We start from the raw sequence: 18,478 nt of genomic DNA, 5'->3' as shown, positions 1-18,478 counted from the left end.
CGCCTGAAGCGCTTAGTGTGATTGCTCGATGGGGCGCGGCCACAGTGGCCTGGTGAAACCGCCCAGTCCCGGGCGGTCAGCGGAGCAAACGATGGCAGCTGTGAAACGCAAGAAGCAGGCGGCGGCGGGCGAAACCACGCTGCGTCATTTTTGGCTGGCCGGTCTGGGCCTGGCCGTGATCGCGCGTCGCGAGGCGATCGCCTCGGCCGGTCGCGCCGCCGGCAGCGTGCAGTCGCTGCAGCAGCGCGTGCGCGATCTGGCCGTGGATGCGCGCAGCAATGTGCGCGGCGGGATCGAGACCGTGCGCGATCAGGTCGAGCCCAAGGTGGTGAAGTTCAGCGCCGATGTCGAAGCGCGCCTGGCGCCGGTGCTCGACAAGCTGGGCCTGAAGAAGGACGGCAAGGGCCGCGGCCAGCGCAAGTCGCGCAAGCCGGCGGCGAAGGTCAAGCCGCAGTCGCGCCGCACGGTGCGCAAGCCGGCCGCGCGTCGCGCGCGCAAGGCCTGATTGGTTCGGTCCTCGCGGCCGAGTTGCAGATCGAAACAAGGGGCGCCGATGGCGCCCCTTGTCGTTTACCTGCCTATGGCGATAAGGATCGCCGCCGGTCATGCGCGCCGATGGCGATCTCGACCCTGAGCGACCCGACCTGTCACGGGATCTCGCAGCCGTAGCCGTACAGGCACTCGTAGTACGCGAGCTCGCAATGGCTGCCGCCGCTGGCGCGGCATTCGTCGCGCAGGTTGATGCAGTTGTTGGGGCGACATTGCGCGTACACGACGCTGGAACAGGCCAGCAGGGCGAGCGCGATGAGCATGGCGACGCGGGTACGGGCGATTTTCATGCGGAACTCCTTTTCGTTGGATGTCGGGGTGACGTTGCCGGCGCTGTCGACGCCATGTCGCGGCCGGTTACCACGGTTCGCCCGCCACGATCGCCGCGGCGATCACCGCGCCGCCCATCGCGGCGAGCCATGGACTACTTGCTGAAACCGCAGATGTCCTCGCAACGCTGCCGGCGTACCTCGCAGACCGGCACGTTGCCCAGGGTGCTGACGCAATAGTCGTAGACCCGCTGGCATTGATTGACGTCGCAGCCGGCCGCGTCGGCGATCGAGGCGTAGGACAGGCAGGCGGCGAGAACGGCGAACAACGGCAGTTTGTCGGCGATGGCGCGCATGGGTCGCTTCCTTGTGTGGCGGATGGCCCGCCGCGGCGCGGCGGGTGGGCCCAGGCTAGCGCGGGCGGCGTTGATCGAAACGGCCGCAGGTCGGGTCGGTAGTGGCCGTTCGTGATCCCGGTCGCGCAACCGGGCGAAGCCCGTGGGGCAGGGCGATGGCTTTCGATGGGACCGAAGTGGGCGTTGCGCGCACAGCCGGCGCGCGCGTCACGCGCGCGCCATGCCTCGGGGCTTCAATCCAGATAAGCCCGGATCAGCGTATTGAGATGCATCCGTTCGGCGTCGCGCAGGAACGGCGCCAGCAGCATCATCACCTGGACGATGCCGTCGCGGATCGCGGCGTGCTCGTCCTTGTCGCCGCGCGCGGCGGCGTAGTTGAGCCAGAAGGTCGCGATCACCAGGACGTTGGTCGCGGTCGCGGCCAGTTCGTCGCCCGACGCGCGCATGACCCCGGCCTGCGACAACCCGCGCATGACCATGTGCGCCTGTTCATCGGCGCGCTTGAGGATGCGCGCGAAGCGCAGGCGCAGGCGGCGGTTGCGGCTGAGGATCTCGACCAGATCGCGGTACAGGAAGCGGTAGTCCCAGATGCACTCGAACACCAGATGCAACTGCAGCCAGATGTCCTCGAGCCCCGGCAGGCGGCCCTGCGGCGCGGCGAGCGCGATGTCCATGCGCTCTTCGTAGCGCGCGAACAGCTGCTCGATGATGTCGTCCTTGTTGCGGAAGTGGTAGTACAGATTGCCCGGGCTGATCTCCAGCTCGTCGGCGATGTGGTTGGTGGTTACATTGGGCTCGCCTTGCGCGTTGAACATGGTCAACGCGGCATCGAGGATGCGCTGGCGGGTCTGTTTCGCCATTGAGCGGGCCGGGGCCGGAGGCGGCGCGGCTTAGCCGCGCAGCTTCTTGACCATGTCGACGTACTTCTTCTTCGCCTCGTCCTGGCCGGTGCCCTTGAGCTTTTCCCAGGCCTCGTACTTGGCGGTGCCGACGAAATCGAAGAACCCCGGCTTGGGGCCGCTGACGTCGCCGTCGGCGCCCTGCTTGTACAGCGCGTACAGGCGCAGCAGGGTGTCGTTGTCCGGACGCTCGGGCAGGGCCTGGACGTCTTTCGCGGCTTGTTCGAATGCGGATTGAATATCGGACACGGGCTTCTCCTGGCGCCGGGCTGAGGCGGCATCACAGCATGCGCCCTGACGACCGGTCAATACGGAAAGGAATTGTTACTCGGCGTGGGCTCTGGCACCGTAGAGGCTCGCCGCCGCACGTGGCGGCCGATCGGCCATCCAGGAGAGGGGTATGAGCTATTTCGTCACCGGCGCGACAGGTTTCATCGGTCGCTTCCTTGTCAGTAATCTCCTGAAACGCAAGGGCACGATCCACGTGCTGGTGCGCAAGGATTCGCAAAAGAAGTTCGACGCCACGGCCAAGAAGATGGGCTGGGATCTCAAGCGCGTGATTCCGGTCGCGGGCGACATGACCCAGCCCAAGTGCGGCCTGACCGCCGCGCAGATTCGCGCGCTGAGCGGAAAAATTAAGCATTTCTTCCATCTGGCAGCGATCTACGACCTCACCGCCAGCGCCGCCGCGCAGCGCGAGGCCAATATCGACGGCACCCAGCACGCGCTGGACCTGGCCGCCGTGCTCAACGCCGGTTGTTTCCACCACACCAGCTCGATCGCCGCCGCCGGCCTGTACTCGGGCGTGTTCCGCGAGGACATGTTCGACGAGGCCGAGGGCCTGGACGATCCCTACCTGCGCACCAAGCACGATTCCGAGGGCCTGGTCCGCAACGAGAAGCGGATCAAGTGGCGGATCTACCGCCCGGGCATGGTGGTCGGCCATTCGCAGACCGGCGAGATGGACAAGATCGACGGCCCGTACTACTTCTTCACCTTCCTCAAGAAGCTGCGCGAGATGCTGCCGCCGTGGATGCCGATGCTCGGCCTGGAAGGCGGTCGCATCAACATCATCCCGGTCGACTACGTGGTCGACGCGATGGACCACATCGCGCACAAGCCCAAGCTCGACGGCCATTGCTTCCATCTGACCGATCCGGAACCGCAGCGCGTCGGCGAGGTGCTCAACACCTTCGCCCGCGCCGGCCACACGCCGGAGATGACCATGCGCATCGATGCGCGCATGTTCGCCTTCGTGCCGGCCGGCATCCGCGGCGCGGTGACCAACCTGCCGCCGGTCAAGCGTTTCATCGGCATGCTGCTGCGCGACTTCAAGATCCCCAAGGAGGTCATGAAGTTCATCACCTATCCGACCCGCTTCGACAACCGCGAAACCGAACGCGCGCTGCGCGGCAGCGGGATCAAGGTGCCGAACCTGGACAGCTACGCCTGGCGTTTGTGGGACTACTGGGAACGGCATCTGGACCCGGACCTGTTCATCGACCGCACCCTCAAGGGCAAGGTCTGCAACAAGGTCGTGGTGATCACCGGCGGTTCCTCGGGCATCGGCCTGGCGACCGCGGAGAAGGTCGCCGCGGCCGGCGCGGTCACCATCATCGTCGCGCGCGGCGAGGACGAGTTGTTCAAGGCGCGCGACGCGATGAAGGCGCAGGGCGGCAAAGTCTTCGCCTACACCGCCGATCTGGCCGACATGGCCGACTGCGATCGCCTGGTCAAGCAGATCCTGACCGAGCACGGCCACGTCGACATCCTGGTCAACAACGCCGGCCGCTCGATCCGCCGTTCGATCGAACTGAGCTACGACCGCTTCCACGATTTCGAACGCACCATGCAGCTGAATTATTTCGGCAGCCTGCGTCTGATCATGGGCTTCATGCCGAAGATGACCGAGCGCCGCAAGGGCCACATCATCAACATCAGCTCGATCGGCGTGCTGGCCAATTCGCCGCGGTTCTCGGCGTATGTGGCGTCGAAGGCGGCGCTGGACGCGTTCAGCCGCTGCGCCCAGGGCGAGCTGTCTGGCAAGGGCATCAGCTTCACCACGATCAACATGCCGTTGGTGAAGACCCCGATGATCGCGCCGACCAAGATGTACGACAGCATCCCGACCCTGAGCCCGGACGAAGCCGCCGACCTGGTGGTCAAGGGCATCATCGAAAAGCCCAGCCGCATCGCGACCCGCCTGGGCATCTTCGCCTCGGTGGTCAACGCGCTGGCGCCGAAGGCCTACGAGGTGGTGATGAGCACCGCGTTCGAACTGTTCCCGGATTCGGCCGCCGCCAAGGGCGATCGCAAGGGGCTCAAGGACGAGCACGCGAGCAACGAGCAGATCGCGTTCGCGGCGTTGATGCGTGGTGTGCATTGGTGAGTTCGCGGCGGATGTCCGCTTAAGCCCGCTGCGGTGAGGACGCACGTTCGGCTTCCTTCGTGGAAGCCGAGCGTTGGATGTTCGGAGGCTTCGGCCGTGGAGCTCATGCGGTCCAGGCCACCCGGTTTCCGACTGCCGAAGCCGTGCATCGATCCGGCTTATACGAATCCCCGAGACGTTCCCCCCCTTTGAAAAAGGGGGGCTAGGGGGGATTTGCTTTGCCTTTGCTTTCGCTCGACTTCCAGCCAAAAGCAAATCCCCCCAGCCCCCCCCTTTTTCAAAGGGGGGAAGACTTCGGGGTAGCGTCGTAATTGTTTTGCGAATGCATTTCGCTTTCGTGCGGACGCGTCAGTGCATGCGTGCCGCGTTGCTGTGCGCACGCGATCATCGCGGCTTAGGCCGCGTATCTCATCGAACGTTTGCGTCGCAAGCCGGTTTCGCGGTCGCGGCTTGCGCCGCTCCTACATCGAGCGTTCGCGCGTCCGACGAATGGTGCGGCAAACCGTTGCGGCGATCGTGGATCGCCAAGCGAATGCCGCATCAATGCACTAAGTCGGCCGAACCTGGCGAATCGGCCGAACCTAGTACGCCCGGCACTGGAAGAACCGCACCCGCGTCGCGCTGCCCGGCGGCGGCTGCAACTGCACGCGCGAGGAGCGCAATTCCGGATAGCCGTCGAGCACCTGGCAGATGCGGTCGACGTCCTGCTTGCTGGCGTCGGTCAAGCGGTAGATCAGCAGGTTCGACGGCGTCGACCACAGCGCGCGTTCGACCCCGTCCAGGGTCGCAATGGCGCGGATGACCTGGGCGCGATCGGCGGAAGGATTACCGGATGCGGCATTCGCCGGCGTCGCTGTGTTTGGCGTCGTCGGAGTCGCAGCGGGAACAGTTTCGTCGACGCGGGCCGGCGTGGCGGTTTCGCCAGCCGCGGGTGAACTGGCGGCAGGCGCGGCAGTCGATGCGGCCGTATCGGGCGCAGACGCAGCGGGCGCGGCTGCGGCTGGCGAGGTTGAAGCTGGCGCGGGGGCTGCGGCGGCCGGGTTCGCCGGCGACGTCGTGGTGGCCGGAGCCGTAGCGGTTTGGGTCGTGCTCCGCGCCGGTTCGGCGGGAGCGCGCGAGCTCAGCAGCGGCACCACGAAGCCCACGATCAGGCCCAGTGCAATCGCCCCCGCCCAAGCCGCGACGATGGTCTGGATGCTGCGCTTCTGCGCGGCGGCGATGACCTCGTGCCGGGTCGAGGCCGGCAACTGCGGCTCGACCAGTTCCCACAGCGTCTCGCCGCTGTACAGGTCCAGGCCGTCGGCTACGCGTTCGGAATGACCGTCGAAACGGCCGGTGGTGACCAGCAGGCCGCCGGCGGCGCCGTTGAAGCGCACCGCATCGGCCAGTTCGGCCACGGTCGCGGCGGAGACTTTGTAATCCGCATCGCCGAGCTTGCACGCCAGCAGCCAGGGCTTGCCGGCGCGCAGCAGGCGCAGCTCGGCCTGGGTGCCGCGGGCCAGCGATTCCTCCACCGATTCGGCCTCGAAACCGCGTTCGCGCAAGGCCTCGACGATCAGGCGCGCGAATTCGCGCCAGCGCATCTTGGACAGACCGGCAATGCCGGTGCTGACCTCAGTGCGATGACGGCGATACGACCAAAGGTAGGCGGTGGACGCCAGGCCGATCGTCAGTGCGACGGCGGCGGCGGACCACAGGGAGAAACTCGACATGCAGCACGAAGCCCATAAAAGACGCTGAGGATATACGGCTTCAGACACATGAAATTCATGAAAATTGAGACGCGTTTCGCGAATTCGATGTGTCCGTCATCAGCCGTTATTGATTCAACGTCCCAGATGCGGGTCTGTGAAGCCGAGTTTGCATGGGCCGGGAAGTCACGGCCGGGACGCTGAAAGTCAGCGTGCAACGGCTTTGCGAGGCGGTCGCGTGTCTGCACGCGGAGGCTGGAATAAGAAAGCCCGCCAGTCCGAAACCGTAAGGGGAGGGGAGCATACGGAAGCGCGGACTGGCGGGCTTAAACGTCGCGTCGCCGATGCGCGGCGACGCGGTGAAACCGGTTCGCGGCCGATGGATGGCTGCGAGGAACTGCGAGCGGGCGGTACTGCGATTGCCGCGTTGCTGCGACGGTTGAGCGTCGCTACTGCCGAGCGTCGCTACTGCTAAGCGTGTACCAATACCCGCTGTGAATCGCTTACGGTGCGACCGGCGGTTTGGGACGCGCGATCGACTTGCGCGCGGCCTTGGCCGGCTTGGCGGCCGACTTTGTAGCAGCCTTGCGCGGCGCGGCGGCCTTCTTGGCCGGTGCCTTCGCCGCCGGTGCCTTGGCCGCCTTGCGCGCAGCCGGGGCGCCGCCCTGGCGACGCAGCTCGGCGGTCAGCGCATCGACGCGGTCGCTCAGGCCGGCCAGATCGTCGCGGCCCGGCACGCCGAGCTTGACCAGCGCGCGCTGCACGCGTTCTTCGAACACCTTTTCCAGACGGTCCCAGGTGTCGGTGGCGCGTTCGCGCGCCTGGCCGACCTTGGACTCGACCGCATCGCGCAGCACGCTGGCCTGGCCGCCGGTGAACTTGCGCGCGGTCTGCTCGAGGTTGAGACCTTCCTTGACCAGACCTTCGAACAGCTTGGTGCCCTCGGCCTGAGCGCGACCGAACGCGCCGACGCCGGCCAGCCAGATCTGTTGCGCGGACTCGCTCAGCGTCTTGGACAGGCGCTCGGCCTGTTCCTGCGCGCTGCCCTTGCCGGCGGTGTTGCTGGTCTTGCCGGAAGTCTTCTTCGCGGTCTTCTTGAACTTGGCGGCCATGGACATCCTGTAGTTGGGGTTAGTGCTGTGCCCCCACCATGGCGTTGCTGTCTAGAGTATTCACACCACCCCTCGAAGGTTGTACCTGCACTCACAGGCAGCACCACGATGGTCTGCAGCCGTATCCCGGCTTTTGCTCCAGAGGCCTTAAGCGCGAGCCCCCGACTTGGCCGCGGATTTCGCCCGCGCCGCACGCGGCGCCTTACCGCGCCCGGCCACCAGATGATCCACATCATCCAGCGCCCGCCGCAGCCGCGCCGTGGTCTCGGTATCGCGCCGCGGCGGTTCGATCCCGTCGAGGATCGAGCGCTCGGTATCGGCCAGCACGTCCGCGCGCAGGCGCAGGCCGTGCGCGGCCAGCATCGGCCCCAGCGTGTCCGCGCGCAGGCGCAGGTCGGCCAGGGTGTTGCGGTAGGCGATCTCGCAGATGCGCTTGCGCGCCGAGAAGCTGAAGGCGTTGGTGAAGAACAGCTCGCGGTCTTCGGCGTTGGGTTCGAACACCAACTGGTCGACGTCCGGATATTGCTGGGCGTAACGCGCCAGCCCGACCTGCATGCGCGATTGCAGCAGGGTGCGGAAGGTCTGCGACAGCACCGCCGGCAGGCCGCCCGCGGCGAGGCTGTTGTCTTCGCTGACCGGCATGCCCTGGGGATGATTGAACGGCACCAGCGGATTGATCCCGATCAGCAGGTCGATGCCGCGTTCGAGCACCACCGAGGCATGCATGGTCCGGCGCAGCGCGCCGTCGACGAAGTGGCGGCCGCGGATCTGCACCGGCGGGTACAGCCCGGGCAGCGCGGCGCTGGCCTGGACCGCTTGCGAGATCGGCACGTCCTTCCAGTTGTCGCCGCCGAAGCGCACCGCGTCGCCGCTGTCGATGTCGACCGCGACCACGTACAGATCGGCGTCGAGTTCGCGGAAGTCGTTGCTGCGGCCGCGGCGGGTGAACACTTCGCGCAGGAACAGCTCGACCTGGGCGTTGTCGAACAGGCCGTTGGGGATCAGCCCGCCGAAGCGGGTGATCAGGTCCGACCAGCGCGCTTCCAGCGGCGAGAACAGCAGCTCGCGCCACCATTCGGTCGCCAGGCGCGGAAAGCTCGCGGCGCGCTTGATGTATTCGAGGAAGGCCGGACGCATGAAGGTCTCGGGACGGAACTCGACATCGGCGCTGTCGCCGGTGACGAAGATCCGGCACATCTCGGCGGTGTCCATGCGATTGGCCAGGCCGGCGGCGAGAAACGCGCCGCTGCTGACGCCGACGTAGCAATCCAGCCGGGTCAGGTCCAGGCCTTCGATGGCTTCGTCGAGGGCGCGCAGGGCGCCGAGTTCGTACATGCCGCCGATCGGGCCGCCGCCGGCGATGGCCAGGCCGATCCGCGGCTTGGCGTTGGGCGGTGCCGCCTTCGCGTTGCCCGCTTTGGAGGCGCGGGTCTTGGTCGCGCCGGCCTTGTATTTGCCGGTTTCGGACGCTGTCGGGTGGGAAGAGCCGTTGGCCGTGCGTTTGCGGTTCGCCCGATGCTGGGCGGCATGAAGTGACAGCATGTGATCGGCAGCACGTCCTAGGCGGAATCGGCCGAGTGTAGCCCAGCTGGGGCAAGCGTCCAGCGGGTTAGGACCAAGGTCGCAGGGCCGGGATGGTGATTGGATACGGTGCGATCGGGCACCTTCGATGCGCCTGTTGGCTCAGCGGTCGGATGTCGGGCGGGCAGCGCTTGCGGTACGGCGCGGACGTCGCGATCATCCCGAACGATGTCCAGAACGACCGACCTCAGCCAACGACTGGGCTGCCTGCTGGCCCGCCACCAGGCCCTGCACGACCCGCGCCGTGAGCCGCGCAACCAGTTGCGCTGGTTGCCGGAACTGCGCAGTTGGCAGGCGCGGCGGCTGGAGGCCAGCTTCGACCGCTTCCTGCGCGACCCGCGCCGGCGCCCGGCGGCGCAGTTCTTCCTCAGCGACGTCTATAACGACCGCGACTTCAGCCGCCGCGACGCCGACATCGCCAAGGTCCTGCCGATGATGCAGCGGCTGTTGCCCGGCGCGCTGCTGAATACCGTCGCCGACGCGATCGAGCTGGGCCTGCTGACCCATGCCTTCGACCTGCGCATCAGCCAGTGCCTGCACGAGATCGCGCCGCGCCGGCGCAAGCTCGACGGCCAGTTGTACGCGCAGGCCTATCGCGCCTGCGGCCTGCCGCGACTGCGCGACCATCAGATCGACCTGATCGCCCGGGTCGGCCTGGGCCTGGGCAAGGCGCTGCGGATGCCGGGGATCATGACCTTGCTGAAACTCTCGCGCGGCCCGGCCAAGGCCGCCGGCCTGTCGGAACTGCAGGGCTTCCTGGAGCGCGGCTTCGCCGCGTTCTCGCAACTGGGCGACGTGCGCGAATTCATCGCCGAAATCGAACAGGACGAGCGCGAAGTGGCGCGGCGGTTGTTCGAGGAGGATGGGGATCCGTTTCCGCATTTGGGGTGATGCGGCGGATCGGCGGGCTGTGGGGCCGTCGAGAAACACGGCCTGGCGCTTCACCTTTCTCCAGCGCGTTCGCGTTCTTTCACTTCGTCATTCCCGCGAAAGCGGGAATCCAGAGCCTTCAGCGCCGTCCCTCCAGTTCGTCATTCCCGCGAACGCGGGAATCCAGTGCCTTTCGTGCGAAAACGTTTGAAGTCACTGGATTCCCGCCTTCGCGGGAATGACGTTCTGGGGAGGACGTCAAGTAACCGGGTGCTTAGGCTCCGATTCCCGACTCCCGACTCCCGACTCCCGACTCCCGATTCCGAGTCTCGAATCCCCAATCCCGGCCTTACTTGAACCGCTCCTCCAGCACCCGCCGGATCTCCGACTCGATCGGCCCCTTCAGCGCGCCGAGCAGAAAGCCCAGCTGAGCCGACACATGCAACTGATTGGGCTGCAGCGCGATCTTGCCGTCGACGCCGCTGCGGCTGAAATTCAGGGTGTCGCCGACCCAGCCGTATTCGACGTCGAAACGCTCGGCGAGCTTCTTGGCGACTTCTTCGACGGCCTTGCGGGCCTTGGCCGGGGCGAGCGTGTGCGGGTGTTGGATATCGATACTGGACATGGTCGGGCTCGTCGAAGTCTGGGTTTCCCTGGAACCGACTATTGTGCGGGCAGGGACGGGCGCATCCAAGCCTCGTCCGGGCACTAGGTATCCGTCAGCCTGGGCGGCTACCGGATCGGTACGCCCGGTGCCCATGCGAAGGAGGCGTTTTTCGAGCTTCGGCCTGTTGCTCGCGACGCACGCGTGCTCACCGCTTCCGAGGGCAAAGCCGATCGGCGGCGCGCATGCGTATCCGTTCAGTCCGTTGCCGCACCCCGGATGTGCCTATCCCCACAACCTGCTAGATTCCTGCCGGGTGAGCGCACTCAAACTTCGATACCCCAACCGCGAACATGCCGACCTGCCGCTGAAACCCGGCGTGCATGCGATCGGCCGCGATCCCGCCGGCCGCACCGTGCTGGTCGAGGACGCCGGCGCGGCGATCGCGCAATTCAGCGTCGACCGCCGCGGCGTTTGGTTGCAGGTGCGCGAAGGCCTGCGCGGGCTGCACGTCAACGGTCGGCCGGTGAAGCGCATGGCGATGCTGCGGCCGGGCGATGCAATCTTTCTGGATGGGGTCGAGCTGCTGTTGGTGTCGGACAAGCCCGATGCGGCGCCGCCGTTCGGGGTCGAGATTCCGGCCGATTCGCGCATGGTCGTGCGCGGCGTCGGCGGCATCCACCATGGCCGCTGCTACACCCTGGAGCAGCCGCGGGTGATCGGCCGCGCCGGTGACTGCGATATCCGCATCAACGAGCCGGCCTTCGCCGACCGCCACGCCCGTCTGGAGGCGCATGCCGACGGCGTGGTGCTGCGCGACGTCGGCTCGGTCGACGGCAGCGTGGTCAATGGTCAGCCGGTGCGGCACGCCTTGCTCAAGCCAGGCGATCAGTTGCTGCTCGACGGCCAGCATCGGTTCGTGATCGAAGCGCCGACCCGTCAGTTCAGCGCGGCCGAGGCCTTGCAGGCGCAACTGGCCCAGGAAGCGGCCGCGAACGAAGACCGTCCGCCGCCGCCGTCGGCCTTGCCGGCGTCGGTGCGGCGCATGCCGTGGCTGCTGCTTGCGGCCGTGGTGATGGCGGGGTTGCTGGGGTTATTGCTGCTATACGGGGTGCGTTGAGCGTCGGTGGCTTCCTGTAGGAGCGGCGCAAGCCGCGACTGCGAGACCTCGCCTGCGTCGTAACTGCGGTATCTCGCGTGCCTTACGATCTCGCCTTCATGCCATCGCCGTATCCGCGATGTCGTTGTCGCGGCTCGCGCCGCTCCTACAGGGGCTTCAGCGACCGCGCTGCGGCTGGCTTGGCGCGGCTTCGTGCGTCGGTCACTCGTTTGTACAGCCGCCATCCCAACAGCACGGCCAAGATCGCCGCATACAGCAGCGGTTCGCGGATGTCGGATTTCACCAGCCACCAGAAGTGCAGCACCGCCAACACCGCGATCGCATAGATCAGCCGATGCAGCTTGCCCCACAGCCGGCCGAGTCGACGCATCATGCCCTGAGTCGAGGTCACCGCCAGCGGGATCAGTAGCAGCCAGGCCAGGAAACCGACGGTGATGTAGGGCCGCTTGGCGATCTCTTCGAAAATCTGGGTCCAATACCCCTTCAGATCGAGCAGCAGATACGCCGCCAGATGCGCGCTGGCATAGAAGAACGCGTACAACCCGAGCATTCGCCGGAATCGCAGCAACACCGCCTGGCCGGTCAGCTGGCGCAGCGGGGTGATCGCCAGGGTGATCAGCAGCAGGCGCAGCGCCCATAGCCCCAGGCGATGCTCGATCGCGGCGATCGGGTCGGCGCCCAGGCCGCCGCTGCCGGTGAGGAATTCCTCGCGGATCTGCCAAGCCAGGATCGCCGCGGGCGTCAGCGCGAGCGCATGCACCAGAACCTTGGCGGCGATCACGCCCTTGGGCGTCTTGCGCTTGGGGATCGGCCGCGACGCGCGCGCGGCGGCAGCATCGCCGCCGGGAGTACTGGTCGAATCGCTCATCTCAGAACCAGGTCTTGAGGTTCATGCCGGTATACAGCCCGGCGACCTGATCGGCGTAGCCGTTGTACAGCCGGGTCGCGATGCGGTCGGCGAACAACTTGCTGCCGGTGCCGGCGATGCGGCGCTCGGTCTTCTGGCTCCAGCGCGGGTGATCGACGTTGGGGTTCACGTTGGAAAAGAAGCCGTATTCGCTGGGCTGCAGCTGGTTCCAGCTGGTCACCGGCATCGACTCGACGAAGGTGATCGCGATGATCGACTTGATGCTCTTGAAGCCGTATTTCCACGGCACCACCAGCCGCAGCGGCGCGCCGTTCTGCTGCGGCAGCGATTTGCCGTACAGGCCGGTCGCGAGCAGGGTCAGCGGGTGCATCGCCTCGTCGATGCGCAAGCCCTCGCGATAGGGCCAGTTGATCGAGTCGTAGGCGATGCCGGGCATCTGCTTGCGATCGGCCAGGGTGGTGAAGGCGACGTACTTGGCCTTGGAGGTCGGTTCGAAACGCTTGAGCACGTCGGCCAGCGGCACGCCGAGCCACGGGATCACCATCGACCAGCCCTCCACGCAGCGCAGCCGGTAGATGCGCTCCTGCGGGGTCAGGCCCTTGATCAGGTCCTCCAGCGAGAGTTTGCCGGGCTTGGCGCAGGCGCCGCCGACCGCGACCGTCCACGGACTGGTGCGCAAGGTCTTGGCCGCGGCCGAGGGGTCGCCCTTGTTGGTGCCGAATTCGTAGAAGTTGTTGTAACTGGAGACGTCCTCGAAGCGGGTGAGCACTTCGTCGGTGCGAAACCCGGCCTTGGCCTGCTCGGGGCTGACCGGCTTGCCGGCCGGCGGCGGCGGGGCCTCGGCCTCGGCGCAGCCGGACAGGCTCAGCGCCGGCGCCAGGGCCAGCGCGGTCAGCAGGCGGCGGCGGTCGCGGTAGACCGCCTCGTCGGTGATTTCGGAAGCGGGAAGGTTGAGCACTTGGCGCAGCGACATGGGACGGCTCCGGAGCGGGGGACGAGCGGGTTCGCGGACGGACTTAGCACAGCGGGACTTCTGGAGCGGGCAATGCATTCAGCAATACGAGACCGCATGCCCATATAGAGGCAGCTGCCGGGGTAAAAGTTGCGCGAGTAACGACAGGTACACACGGTGTTGCACTGCGGCATACTTGGGGTCCACCCCACACCCCGGAGCCTCCCGATGTCCCGCGCCTTCAACTTTAGTGCCGGTCCCGCGACCCTGCCCGAATCGGTCTTGCTGCAGGCGCAGTCGGAACTGTTGGAGTGGAACAACGCCGGGGCCTCGATCGTCGAACTCAGCCACCGCGGCCCGGAGTTCATCCAGGTCGCCGCCGAGGCCGAGCGCAACCTGCGCACGCTGATGTCGATCCCGGACGATTACGCGGTGCTGTTCCTGCAAGGCGGCGCGACCGCGCAGCAGGCGCTGATCGCGCTGAACTTCGCCGACCCCGGCCAGACCGTCGACTACATCGTCAGCGGCCACTGGGGCAAGACCGCATTGAAGCAGGTCAAGCCTTACGTCAACGCGAACGTGGCCGCCAACGGCGAACCCGGCGGCTTCCGCGACATTCCCGCGCGCGACACCTGGAATCTGTCCAAGGACGCGGCCTATGTCCACTACACCGCCAACGAAACCATCCACGGCGTCGAGTTCCGCGATATTCCCGATGTCGGCGATGTTCCGCTGGTCGCCGACTTCAGCTCCTCGATCGTGTCCGAGCCGCTGGACGTTTCGAAATTTGGCGTGATCTATGCCGGCGCGCAGAAGAACCTCGGCCCGGTCGGCGTCAGCGTGGTCATCGTCAAGCGCGAACTGCTCGAACGCGCCGGCCAGCCGCGCGCGGAAATCTTCGACTACCGCGCCCACGTCAAGGGCGAGTCGATGCTCAACACGCCGCCGACCTACAACTGGTATCTGGCCGGACTGGTGTTCAAGTGGATGCTGGCCGAAGGCGGCGTCGAGGAATTCGCCAAGCGCAACGCGCGCAAGTCGGCGCTGCTGTACGGCGTGATCGACAACTCCGGCGGTTTCTATCGCAATGAAGTCGTGGTGGCCGCGCGCTCGCGCATGAACGTGCCGTTCTTCCTCAAGGACGAAGCGCTCGACAAGCCGTTCCTCAAGGAAGCCGAAGCGGCCGGGCTGATCTCGCTCAAGGGCCATCGCGCGCTGGGCGGCATGCGCGCTTCGATCTACAACGCGATGCCGGAAGCCGGCGTGCAGGCGTTGGCGTCCTTCATGCAAGACTTCCAACAACGGCACGGTTGAGATGGCCAGCAAAGATACGAAGAAGCCGGCCAAGCCCGGCAAGCAGAAACCCGTCGCCGCTTCCAAGAGCGCGACCGACAAGAAGGCCGCCGGCAAATCCAAGGCCGCCAAGGTCGAGGACGCCGCGCCCATCGCGGCCGCTCCCGACCTGGCCACCTTGCGCGAACGCATCGACGGCATCGACCTGCATATCCAGCAGTTGATCGGTGAGCGCGCGCAGTTCGCCAATCAGGTCGGCAAGGCCAAGGGCAAGCTCGCCGCGGCGGTGGATTACTACCGTCCCGAACGCGAAGCGCAGGTGCTGCGCCGGGTGGTCGACCGCAACGACGGCCCGCTGCACGACGAAGTGCTGGTGCGGCTGTTCCGCGAAATCATGTCGGCCTGCCTGGCCCAGCAGGAGCCGCTGAAGATCGGCTTCCTCGGCCCGGAAGGCACCCATTCGCAGCAGGCGGTGTTCAAGCACTTCGGCCATTCGATCCACGGCCTGCCGCTGGCGAGCATCGAGGAAGTGTTCCAGGAAGTCGAAGCCGGCAACGCCGATTTCGGCGTGGTCCCGGTCGAGAATTCGACCCAGGGCACGATCCAGTCCACGCTCGACATGTTCCTGACCTCCAAGCTCAAGATCAGCGGCGAAGTCGAACTGCGCGTGCATCAGCATCTGCTGTCGCGCAGCGGCCGGATCGAGGACATCGAGCGGGTCTATTCGCATCCGCAATCGTTCGCACAATGCAAGGCGTGGTTGCGCGAATACCTGCCGAAGGCCGAGAAGATCGCGGTGTCGAGCAACGCCGAAGCGGCGCGTCGCGCGCGCAATGCCGACGATGCGGCGGCGATCGCCGGGGCGAGCGCGGGCAATGTGTACGGGCTGCGTACGGTCGCCGGTCCGATCGAGGATCGTCCGGACAATACGACGCGATTCTTGGTGATCGGCCGCGAGCTGTTCACGCCCTCGGGCAACGACCGCACCTCGCTGCTGATCTTCATCAAGGACGAGCCGGGCGCGCTGTACAACGTGCTGTCGCCGTTCGCCAAGCGCGGCCTGAGCATGAACCGGATCGAATCGCGTCCGGGCCATACCGGCCGCTGGCAGTACGCGTTCTTCGTCGATATCGGCGGCCATGTGCAGGAACCGGCGATGCGCGAAGCGCTCGACGAACTGCAGGACCTCGCGCATGAAGTGAAGGTGCTCGGTTCCTACCCGGTGGCGATCGCATGAGTCAGGCGGCCGCGCAATCGCAGCAGCCGGAGTCGGCATCGACTCCGGCTTTCGACGAAGCCTGGTTCGCCGCGCGCGCGCAGCCCGGCGTGCAACGCTTGAAGGCCTACGACCCGGGTCACGATCTGGTCGCGTTGCGGCGCCGTTTCGGCGAGGCGAATCTCGCCGAACTGGGTTCCAACGAAAACCCATACGGCCCGTCGCCGGCCGCGCGCCAGGCGATCCTCGAATCGCTGCATGCGCTGCACCGTTATCCCGATCCGCTCGGCGCCGACCTCAAGCGCGCGCTGGCGACGCGGCACGGCGTGGACGTTTCGCAACTGCAGCTCGGCAACGGTTCGCACGAACTGCTGATGCAACTGGCGCAGGTGTTCGCCGGTCCCGGCGACGAGGTGGTGTTCTCGCGCTACGGTTTCGCGGTGTTCGCCCTGGCGACGCAATGCGCCGGCGCGACCATGCGCGTGGTCGAGGCGCTGCCGCGCGATGCGGCGATGCCCTGCGGCCACGATCTCGATGCGATCGCCGCGGCGATCGGCCCGCAGACGCGATTGGTGTATCTGGCCAATCCGAACAACCCCACCGGCACCTGGTTCGGCCGCGAGGCGATGATCGCGTTCCTCGAGCGCGTCCCGCCGCAGGTGATCGTGGTGATGGACGAAGCCTATGCCGAAATGGCCGACGCGCCCGATTACGCCAGCGCGGTGTCCTTGCTCGATCGCTACCGCAATCTCGCCGTCACCCGCACTTTCAGCAAGGCTTACGGGCTGGCCGGCTTGCGGGTCGGTTATCTGATCGCGCAGCCGGGCCTGATCGCGGTGATGGATCGCGCGCGCGAAAGTTTCAACGTCAACGGCCCGGCGCTGGCCGCGTGCGAGGCCGCGCTCGGCGATGTCGCGCATCTCGACTGGGCTTGCGCGCGCAATGCCGAGCAACGTTCGGCCCTGGCCGATGCGCTGACGCGGGGTGGGCTGCGGGTGTTTCCGTCGCAGACCAATTTCGTGCTGGTCGAATTCGGCGCGCGCACGCCGCAGATCGAGGCGGCCCTGGTCGAACTCGGCGTGATCCTGCGGCCGATGGGCGGCTACGGCTTGCCCGATTGCCTGCGCATCAGCGTCGGTTCGCCCGATGACAACCGTCGTCTGCTGAGCGCACTGGATCGGGTGTTGGCATGAGTGTTTCGGCGGATACGCAGCACACGCAAACTCAAGAGCAACAAGCCTGGATCGCCGGCACCGGCACGCCGCTGCGCGGCTCGCTGCGCGTGCCCGGTGACAAGTCGGTGTCGCATCGCGCGGTCATGCTCGGCGCCCTGGCCGAGGGCGTCACCCGAGTCACCGGTTTTCTCGAAGGCGAGGACACTCGTGCCACCGCGCGCGTGTTCGAACGCCTGGGCGTGCGCATCGAAACGCCGAGCGCGAGCGAACGCATCGTCCACGGCGTTGGCCTGCACGGCCTGCGCGGCATCGCCGAACCGCTGGATTGCGGCAACGCCGGCACCGGCATGCGTCTGCTCGCCGGCGCGCTGGCGGGGCAGGCCTTCGACAGCGTGTTGATCGGCGATGCGTCTTTGTCGAAGCGGCCGATGCGTCGTGTCACCGAGCCGCTCGCGGCGATGGGCGCGCAGATCGACACCGACGAAGGCGGCTTGCCGCCGTTGCGCATTCGCGGCGGCCGCGCGTTGACCGGGATCGAATACACCTTGCCGGTCGCCAGTGCGCAGGTGAAGTCGGCGCTGCTGCTGGCCGGCCTATACGCGCAGGGCGACACCGTCGTCCACGAGCCGCATCCGACCCGCGACTACACCGAGCGCATGCTCGCCGCGTTCGCCTGGCCGATCGAATTCTCGCCGGGTTACGCCAAGCTCAGCGGCGGTCACGTGCTGCGCGCGGCCGATGTCGCGGTGCCGGCGGATTTCTCCTCGGCTGCGTTCTTCCTGGTGGCCGCGAGCGTGGTGCCGGGTTCGGAGCTGATACTCGAAGCCGTCGGCATGAATCCGCGCCGCACCGGACTGTTGTCGGCGCTGCGGCTGATGGGCGCGGATATCGTCGAGGAAAATCCACGCGCCGAGGGCGGCGAACCCGTCGCCGATCTGCGCGTGCGTTACGCGCCGCTGCAGGGTGTCGAAGTGCCCGAGGCCCTGGTGCCGGACATGATCGACGAATTCCCGGCGTTGTTCGTCGCCGCCGCGGTGGCGCGGGGCCGCACCGTCATTCGCGGCGCGGCCGAGCTGCGGGTCAAGGAGTCCGATCGCATCGCGAGCATGGCCACGGGCCTGCGCGCGCTCGGCGCGACGATCGAGGAAACCCCCGACGGCGCGATCATCGACGGCGGCGCCCTGCATGGCGGCGAGATCGACAGCCATGGCGACCATCGCATCGCGATGAGTTTCGCGATCGCCGCGCAACTGGCGAGCGGCGAGGTCCGTATCGGCGACGTGGCCAATGTCGCGACTTCGTTCCCGGGCTTCGAGGCCTTGGCGGCGAAGGCGGGGATGCGGGTCGACGCGGCGCGGTAAGCCGTATTGCCGGATGCAGTGATACGACGGCGGCCTGGAGCCGCCGTCGTTGTTTTGCGGTCCGTGAGTCCGGGAGCCTTCAAGCCGTCTGGAAGCCGCGATGCCTTCGTGGTGGGGCTTGAGTTTCGACGCGTATGTTGCAGATCACGGAGCAGCCGAAGCGTTGCGTCCGT

General features: G+C 66.8%; 18 protein-coding genes. 8 read left to right on the top strand and 10 right to left on the bottom strand.

The window, feature by feature from the left end; all coding sequences use genetic code 11:
• The first annotated feature begins 91 nt into the window (after positions 1-91).
• Positions 92-505: a hypothetical protein gene (locus ASD86_RS05735; protein ID WP_157476212.1), complete on the top strand. Its 414-nt coding sequence runs from the start codon at positions 92-94 to the stop codon at positions 503-505.
• Between the two features lie 142 nt (positions 506-647).
• Here the strand turns inward: ASD86_RS05735 and ASD86_RS05730 are convergent, their stop codons facing one another.
• The 4 genes from ASD86_RS05730 to ASD86_RS05715 all read right to left on the bottom strand — a co-directional run bounded on the left by ASD86_RS05730 (position 648) and on the right by ASD86_RS05715 (position 2,322).
• Positions 648-839: a hypothetical protein gene (locus ASD86_RS05730; RefSeq protein ID WP_056108060.1), complete on the bottom strand. Its 192-nt coding sequence runs from the start codon at positions 837-839 to the stop codon at positions 648-650.
• Positions 840-973: 134 nt separating this feature from the next.
• Complete coding sequence (locus ASD86_RS05725; protein ID WP_056108057.1) at positions 974-1,174, bottom strand: hypothetical protein; 201 nt, start codon at positions 1,172-1,174, stop codon at positions 974-976.
• Between the two features lie 233 nt (positions 1,175-1,407).
• Positions 1,408-2,034: a TetR/AcrR family transcriptional regulator gene (locus ASD86_RS05720; protein ID WP_036109716.1), complete on the bottom strand. Its 627-nt coding sequence runs from the start codon at positions 2,032-2,034 to the stop codon at positions 1,408-1,410.
• Between the two features lie 30 nt (positions 2,035-2,064).
• Positions 2,065-2,322 (bottom strand): acyl-CoA-binding protein, encoded by a 258-nt coding sequence (locus ASD86_RS05715; RefSeq protein ID WP_036109721.1) that lies wholly within the window; start codon positions 2,320-2,322, stop codon positions 2,065-2,067.
• A 151-nt stretch (positions 2,323-2,473) separates the two neighbouring features.
• On the opposite strand from ASD86_RS05715, the gene ASD86_RS05710 reads away from it, so the two are divergent.
• On the top strand, positions 2,474-4,462 hold the full coding sequence (locus ASD86_RS05710) for an SDR family oxidoreductase (protein ID WP_056108053.1): 1,989 nt from the start codon (positions 2,474-2,476) through the stop codon (positions 4,460-4,462).
• A 581-nt stretch (positions 4,463-5,043) separates the two neighbouring features.
• Here the strand turns inward: ASD86_RS05710 and ASD86_RS28250 are convergent.
• The 3 genes from ASD86_RS28250 to ASD86_RS05695 all read right to left on the bottom strand — a co-directional run bounded on the left by ASD86_RS28250 (position 5,044) and on the right by ASD86_RS05695 (position 8,807).
• Positions 5,044-6,174 (bottom strand): restriction endonuclease, encoded by a 1,131-nt coding sequence (locus ASD86_RS28250; protein ID WP_056108050.1) that lies wholly within the window; start codon positions 6,172-6,174, stop codon positions 5,044-5,046.
• A 482-nt stretch (positions 6,175-6,656) separates the two neighbouring features.
• The gene (locus tag ASD86_RS05700) at positions 6,657-7,265 is read right to left on the bottom strand and encodes a phasin family protein (RefSeq protein ID WP_056108047.1); all 609 of its coding nucleotides are present in this window, start codon (positions 7,263-7,265) and stop codon (positions 6,657-6,659) included.
• 147 nt (positions 7,266-7,412) lie between these two features.
• The gene (locus ASD86_RS05695; RefSeq protein WP_082578095.1) at positions 7,413-8,807 is read right to left on the bottom strand and encodes a patatin-like phospholipase family protein; all 1,395 of its coding nucleotides are present in this window, start codon (positions 8,805-8,807) and stop codon (positions 7,413-7,415) included.
• Between the two features lie 207 nt (positions 8,808-9,014).
• On the opposite strand from ASD86_RS05695, the gene ASD86_RS05690 reads away from it, so the two are divergent.
• The gene (locus ASD86_RS05690) at positions 9,015-9,737 is read left to right on the top strand and encodes a hypothetical protein (protein ID WP_056108044.1); all 723 of its coding nucleotides are present in this window, start codon (positions 9,015-9,017) and stop codon (positions 9,735-9,737) included.
• Positions 9,738-10,065: 328 nt separating this feature from the next.
• On the opposite strand, the gene ASD86_RS05685 is transcribed toward ASD86_RS05690, so the two are convergent.
• Complete coding sequence (locus ASD86_RS05685) at positions 10,066-10,341, bottom strand: polyhydroxyalkanoic acid system family protein (RefSeq protein WP_036109733.1); 276 nt, start codon at positions 10,339-10,341, stop codon at positions 10,066-10,068.
• A gap of 295 nt (positions 10,342-10,636) precedes the next feature.
• On the opposite strand from ASD86_RS05685, the gene ASD86_RS05680 reads away from it, so the two are divergent.
• Positions 10,637-11,440, top strand: a complete 804-nt coding sequence (locus tag ASD86_RS05680; protein ID WP_056108041.1) for an FHA domain-containing protein — start codon at positions 10,637-10,639, stop codon at positions 11,438-11,440.
• Positions 11,441-11,585: 145 nt separating this feature from the next.
• Here ASD86_RS05680 and msrQ read toward each other — a convergent pair whose 3' ends face one another.
• Positions 11,586-12,221, bottom strand: coding sequence for a protein-methionine-sulfoxide reductase heme-binding subunit MsrQ (msrQ, locus tag ASD86_RS05675; RefSeq protein ID WP_056109088.1), 636 nt, complete (start codon positions 12,219-12,221; stop codon positions 11,586-11,588).
• Positions 12,222-12,309: 88 nt separating this feature from the next.
• A complete protein-coding gene (gene msrP, locus ASD86_RS05670; RefSeq protein WP_056108038.1) occupies positions 12,310-13,281 on the bottom strand; it encodes a protein-methionine-sulfoxide reductase catalytic subunit MsrP in 972 nt (323 codons plus the stop codon).
• Between the two features lie 207 nt (positions 13,282-13,488).
• Here msrP and serC point away from each other — a divergent pair, with 207 nt between their 5' ends.
• The 4 genes from serC to aroA are packed head-to-tail and all read left to right on the top strand — an operon-like array spanning position 13,489 to position 18,305.
• Complete coding sequence (serC, locus tag ASD86_RS05665) at positions 13,489-14,574, top strand: 3-phosphoserine/phosphohydroxythreonine transaminase (protein ID WP_056108035.1); 1,086 nt, start codon at positions 13,489-13,491, stop codon at positions 14,572-14,574.
• Between the two features lies 1 nt (position 14,575).
• Positions 14,576-15,790 (top strand): prephenate dehydratase, encoded by a 1,215-nt coding sequence (gene pheA, locus ASD86_RS05660; RefSeq protein WP_056108032.1) that lies wholly within the window; start codon positions 14,576-14,578, stop codon positions 15,788-15,790.
• The gene (hisC, locus tag ASD86_RS05655; protein WP_082578092.1) at positions 15,787-16,962 is read left to right on the top strand and encodes a histidinol-phosphate transaminase; all 1,176 of its coding nucleotides are present in this window, start codon (positions 15,787-15,789) and stop codon (positions 16,960-16,962) included. Before pheA ends, hisC begins: the two co-directional genes overlap by 4 nt.
• A complete protein-coding gene (gene aroA, locus ASD86_RS05650; protein WP_056108029.1) occupies positions 16,959-18,305 on the top strand; it encodes a 3-phosphoshikimate 1-carboxyvinyltransferase in 1,347 nt (448 codons plus the stop codon). The genes hisC and aroA overlap by 4 nt, the downstream gene beginning before the upstream one ends.
• Positions 18,306-18,478: the final 173 nt, after the last annotated feature.

The organism is Lysobacter sp. Root690 (assembly GCF_001427785.1).
Classification (GTDB): Bacteria; Pseudomonadota; Gammaproteobacteria; order Xanthomonadales; family Xanthomonadaceae; genus Lysobacter.
Note: the sequence above shows the minus strand (reverse complement) of the source record. Positions and strands in the feature narration are given on the sequence as shown.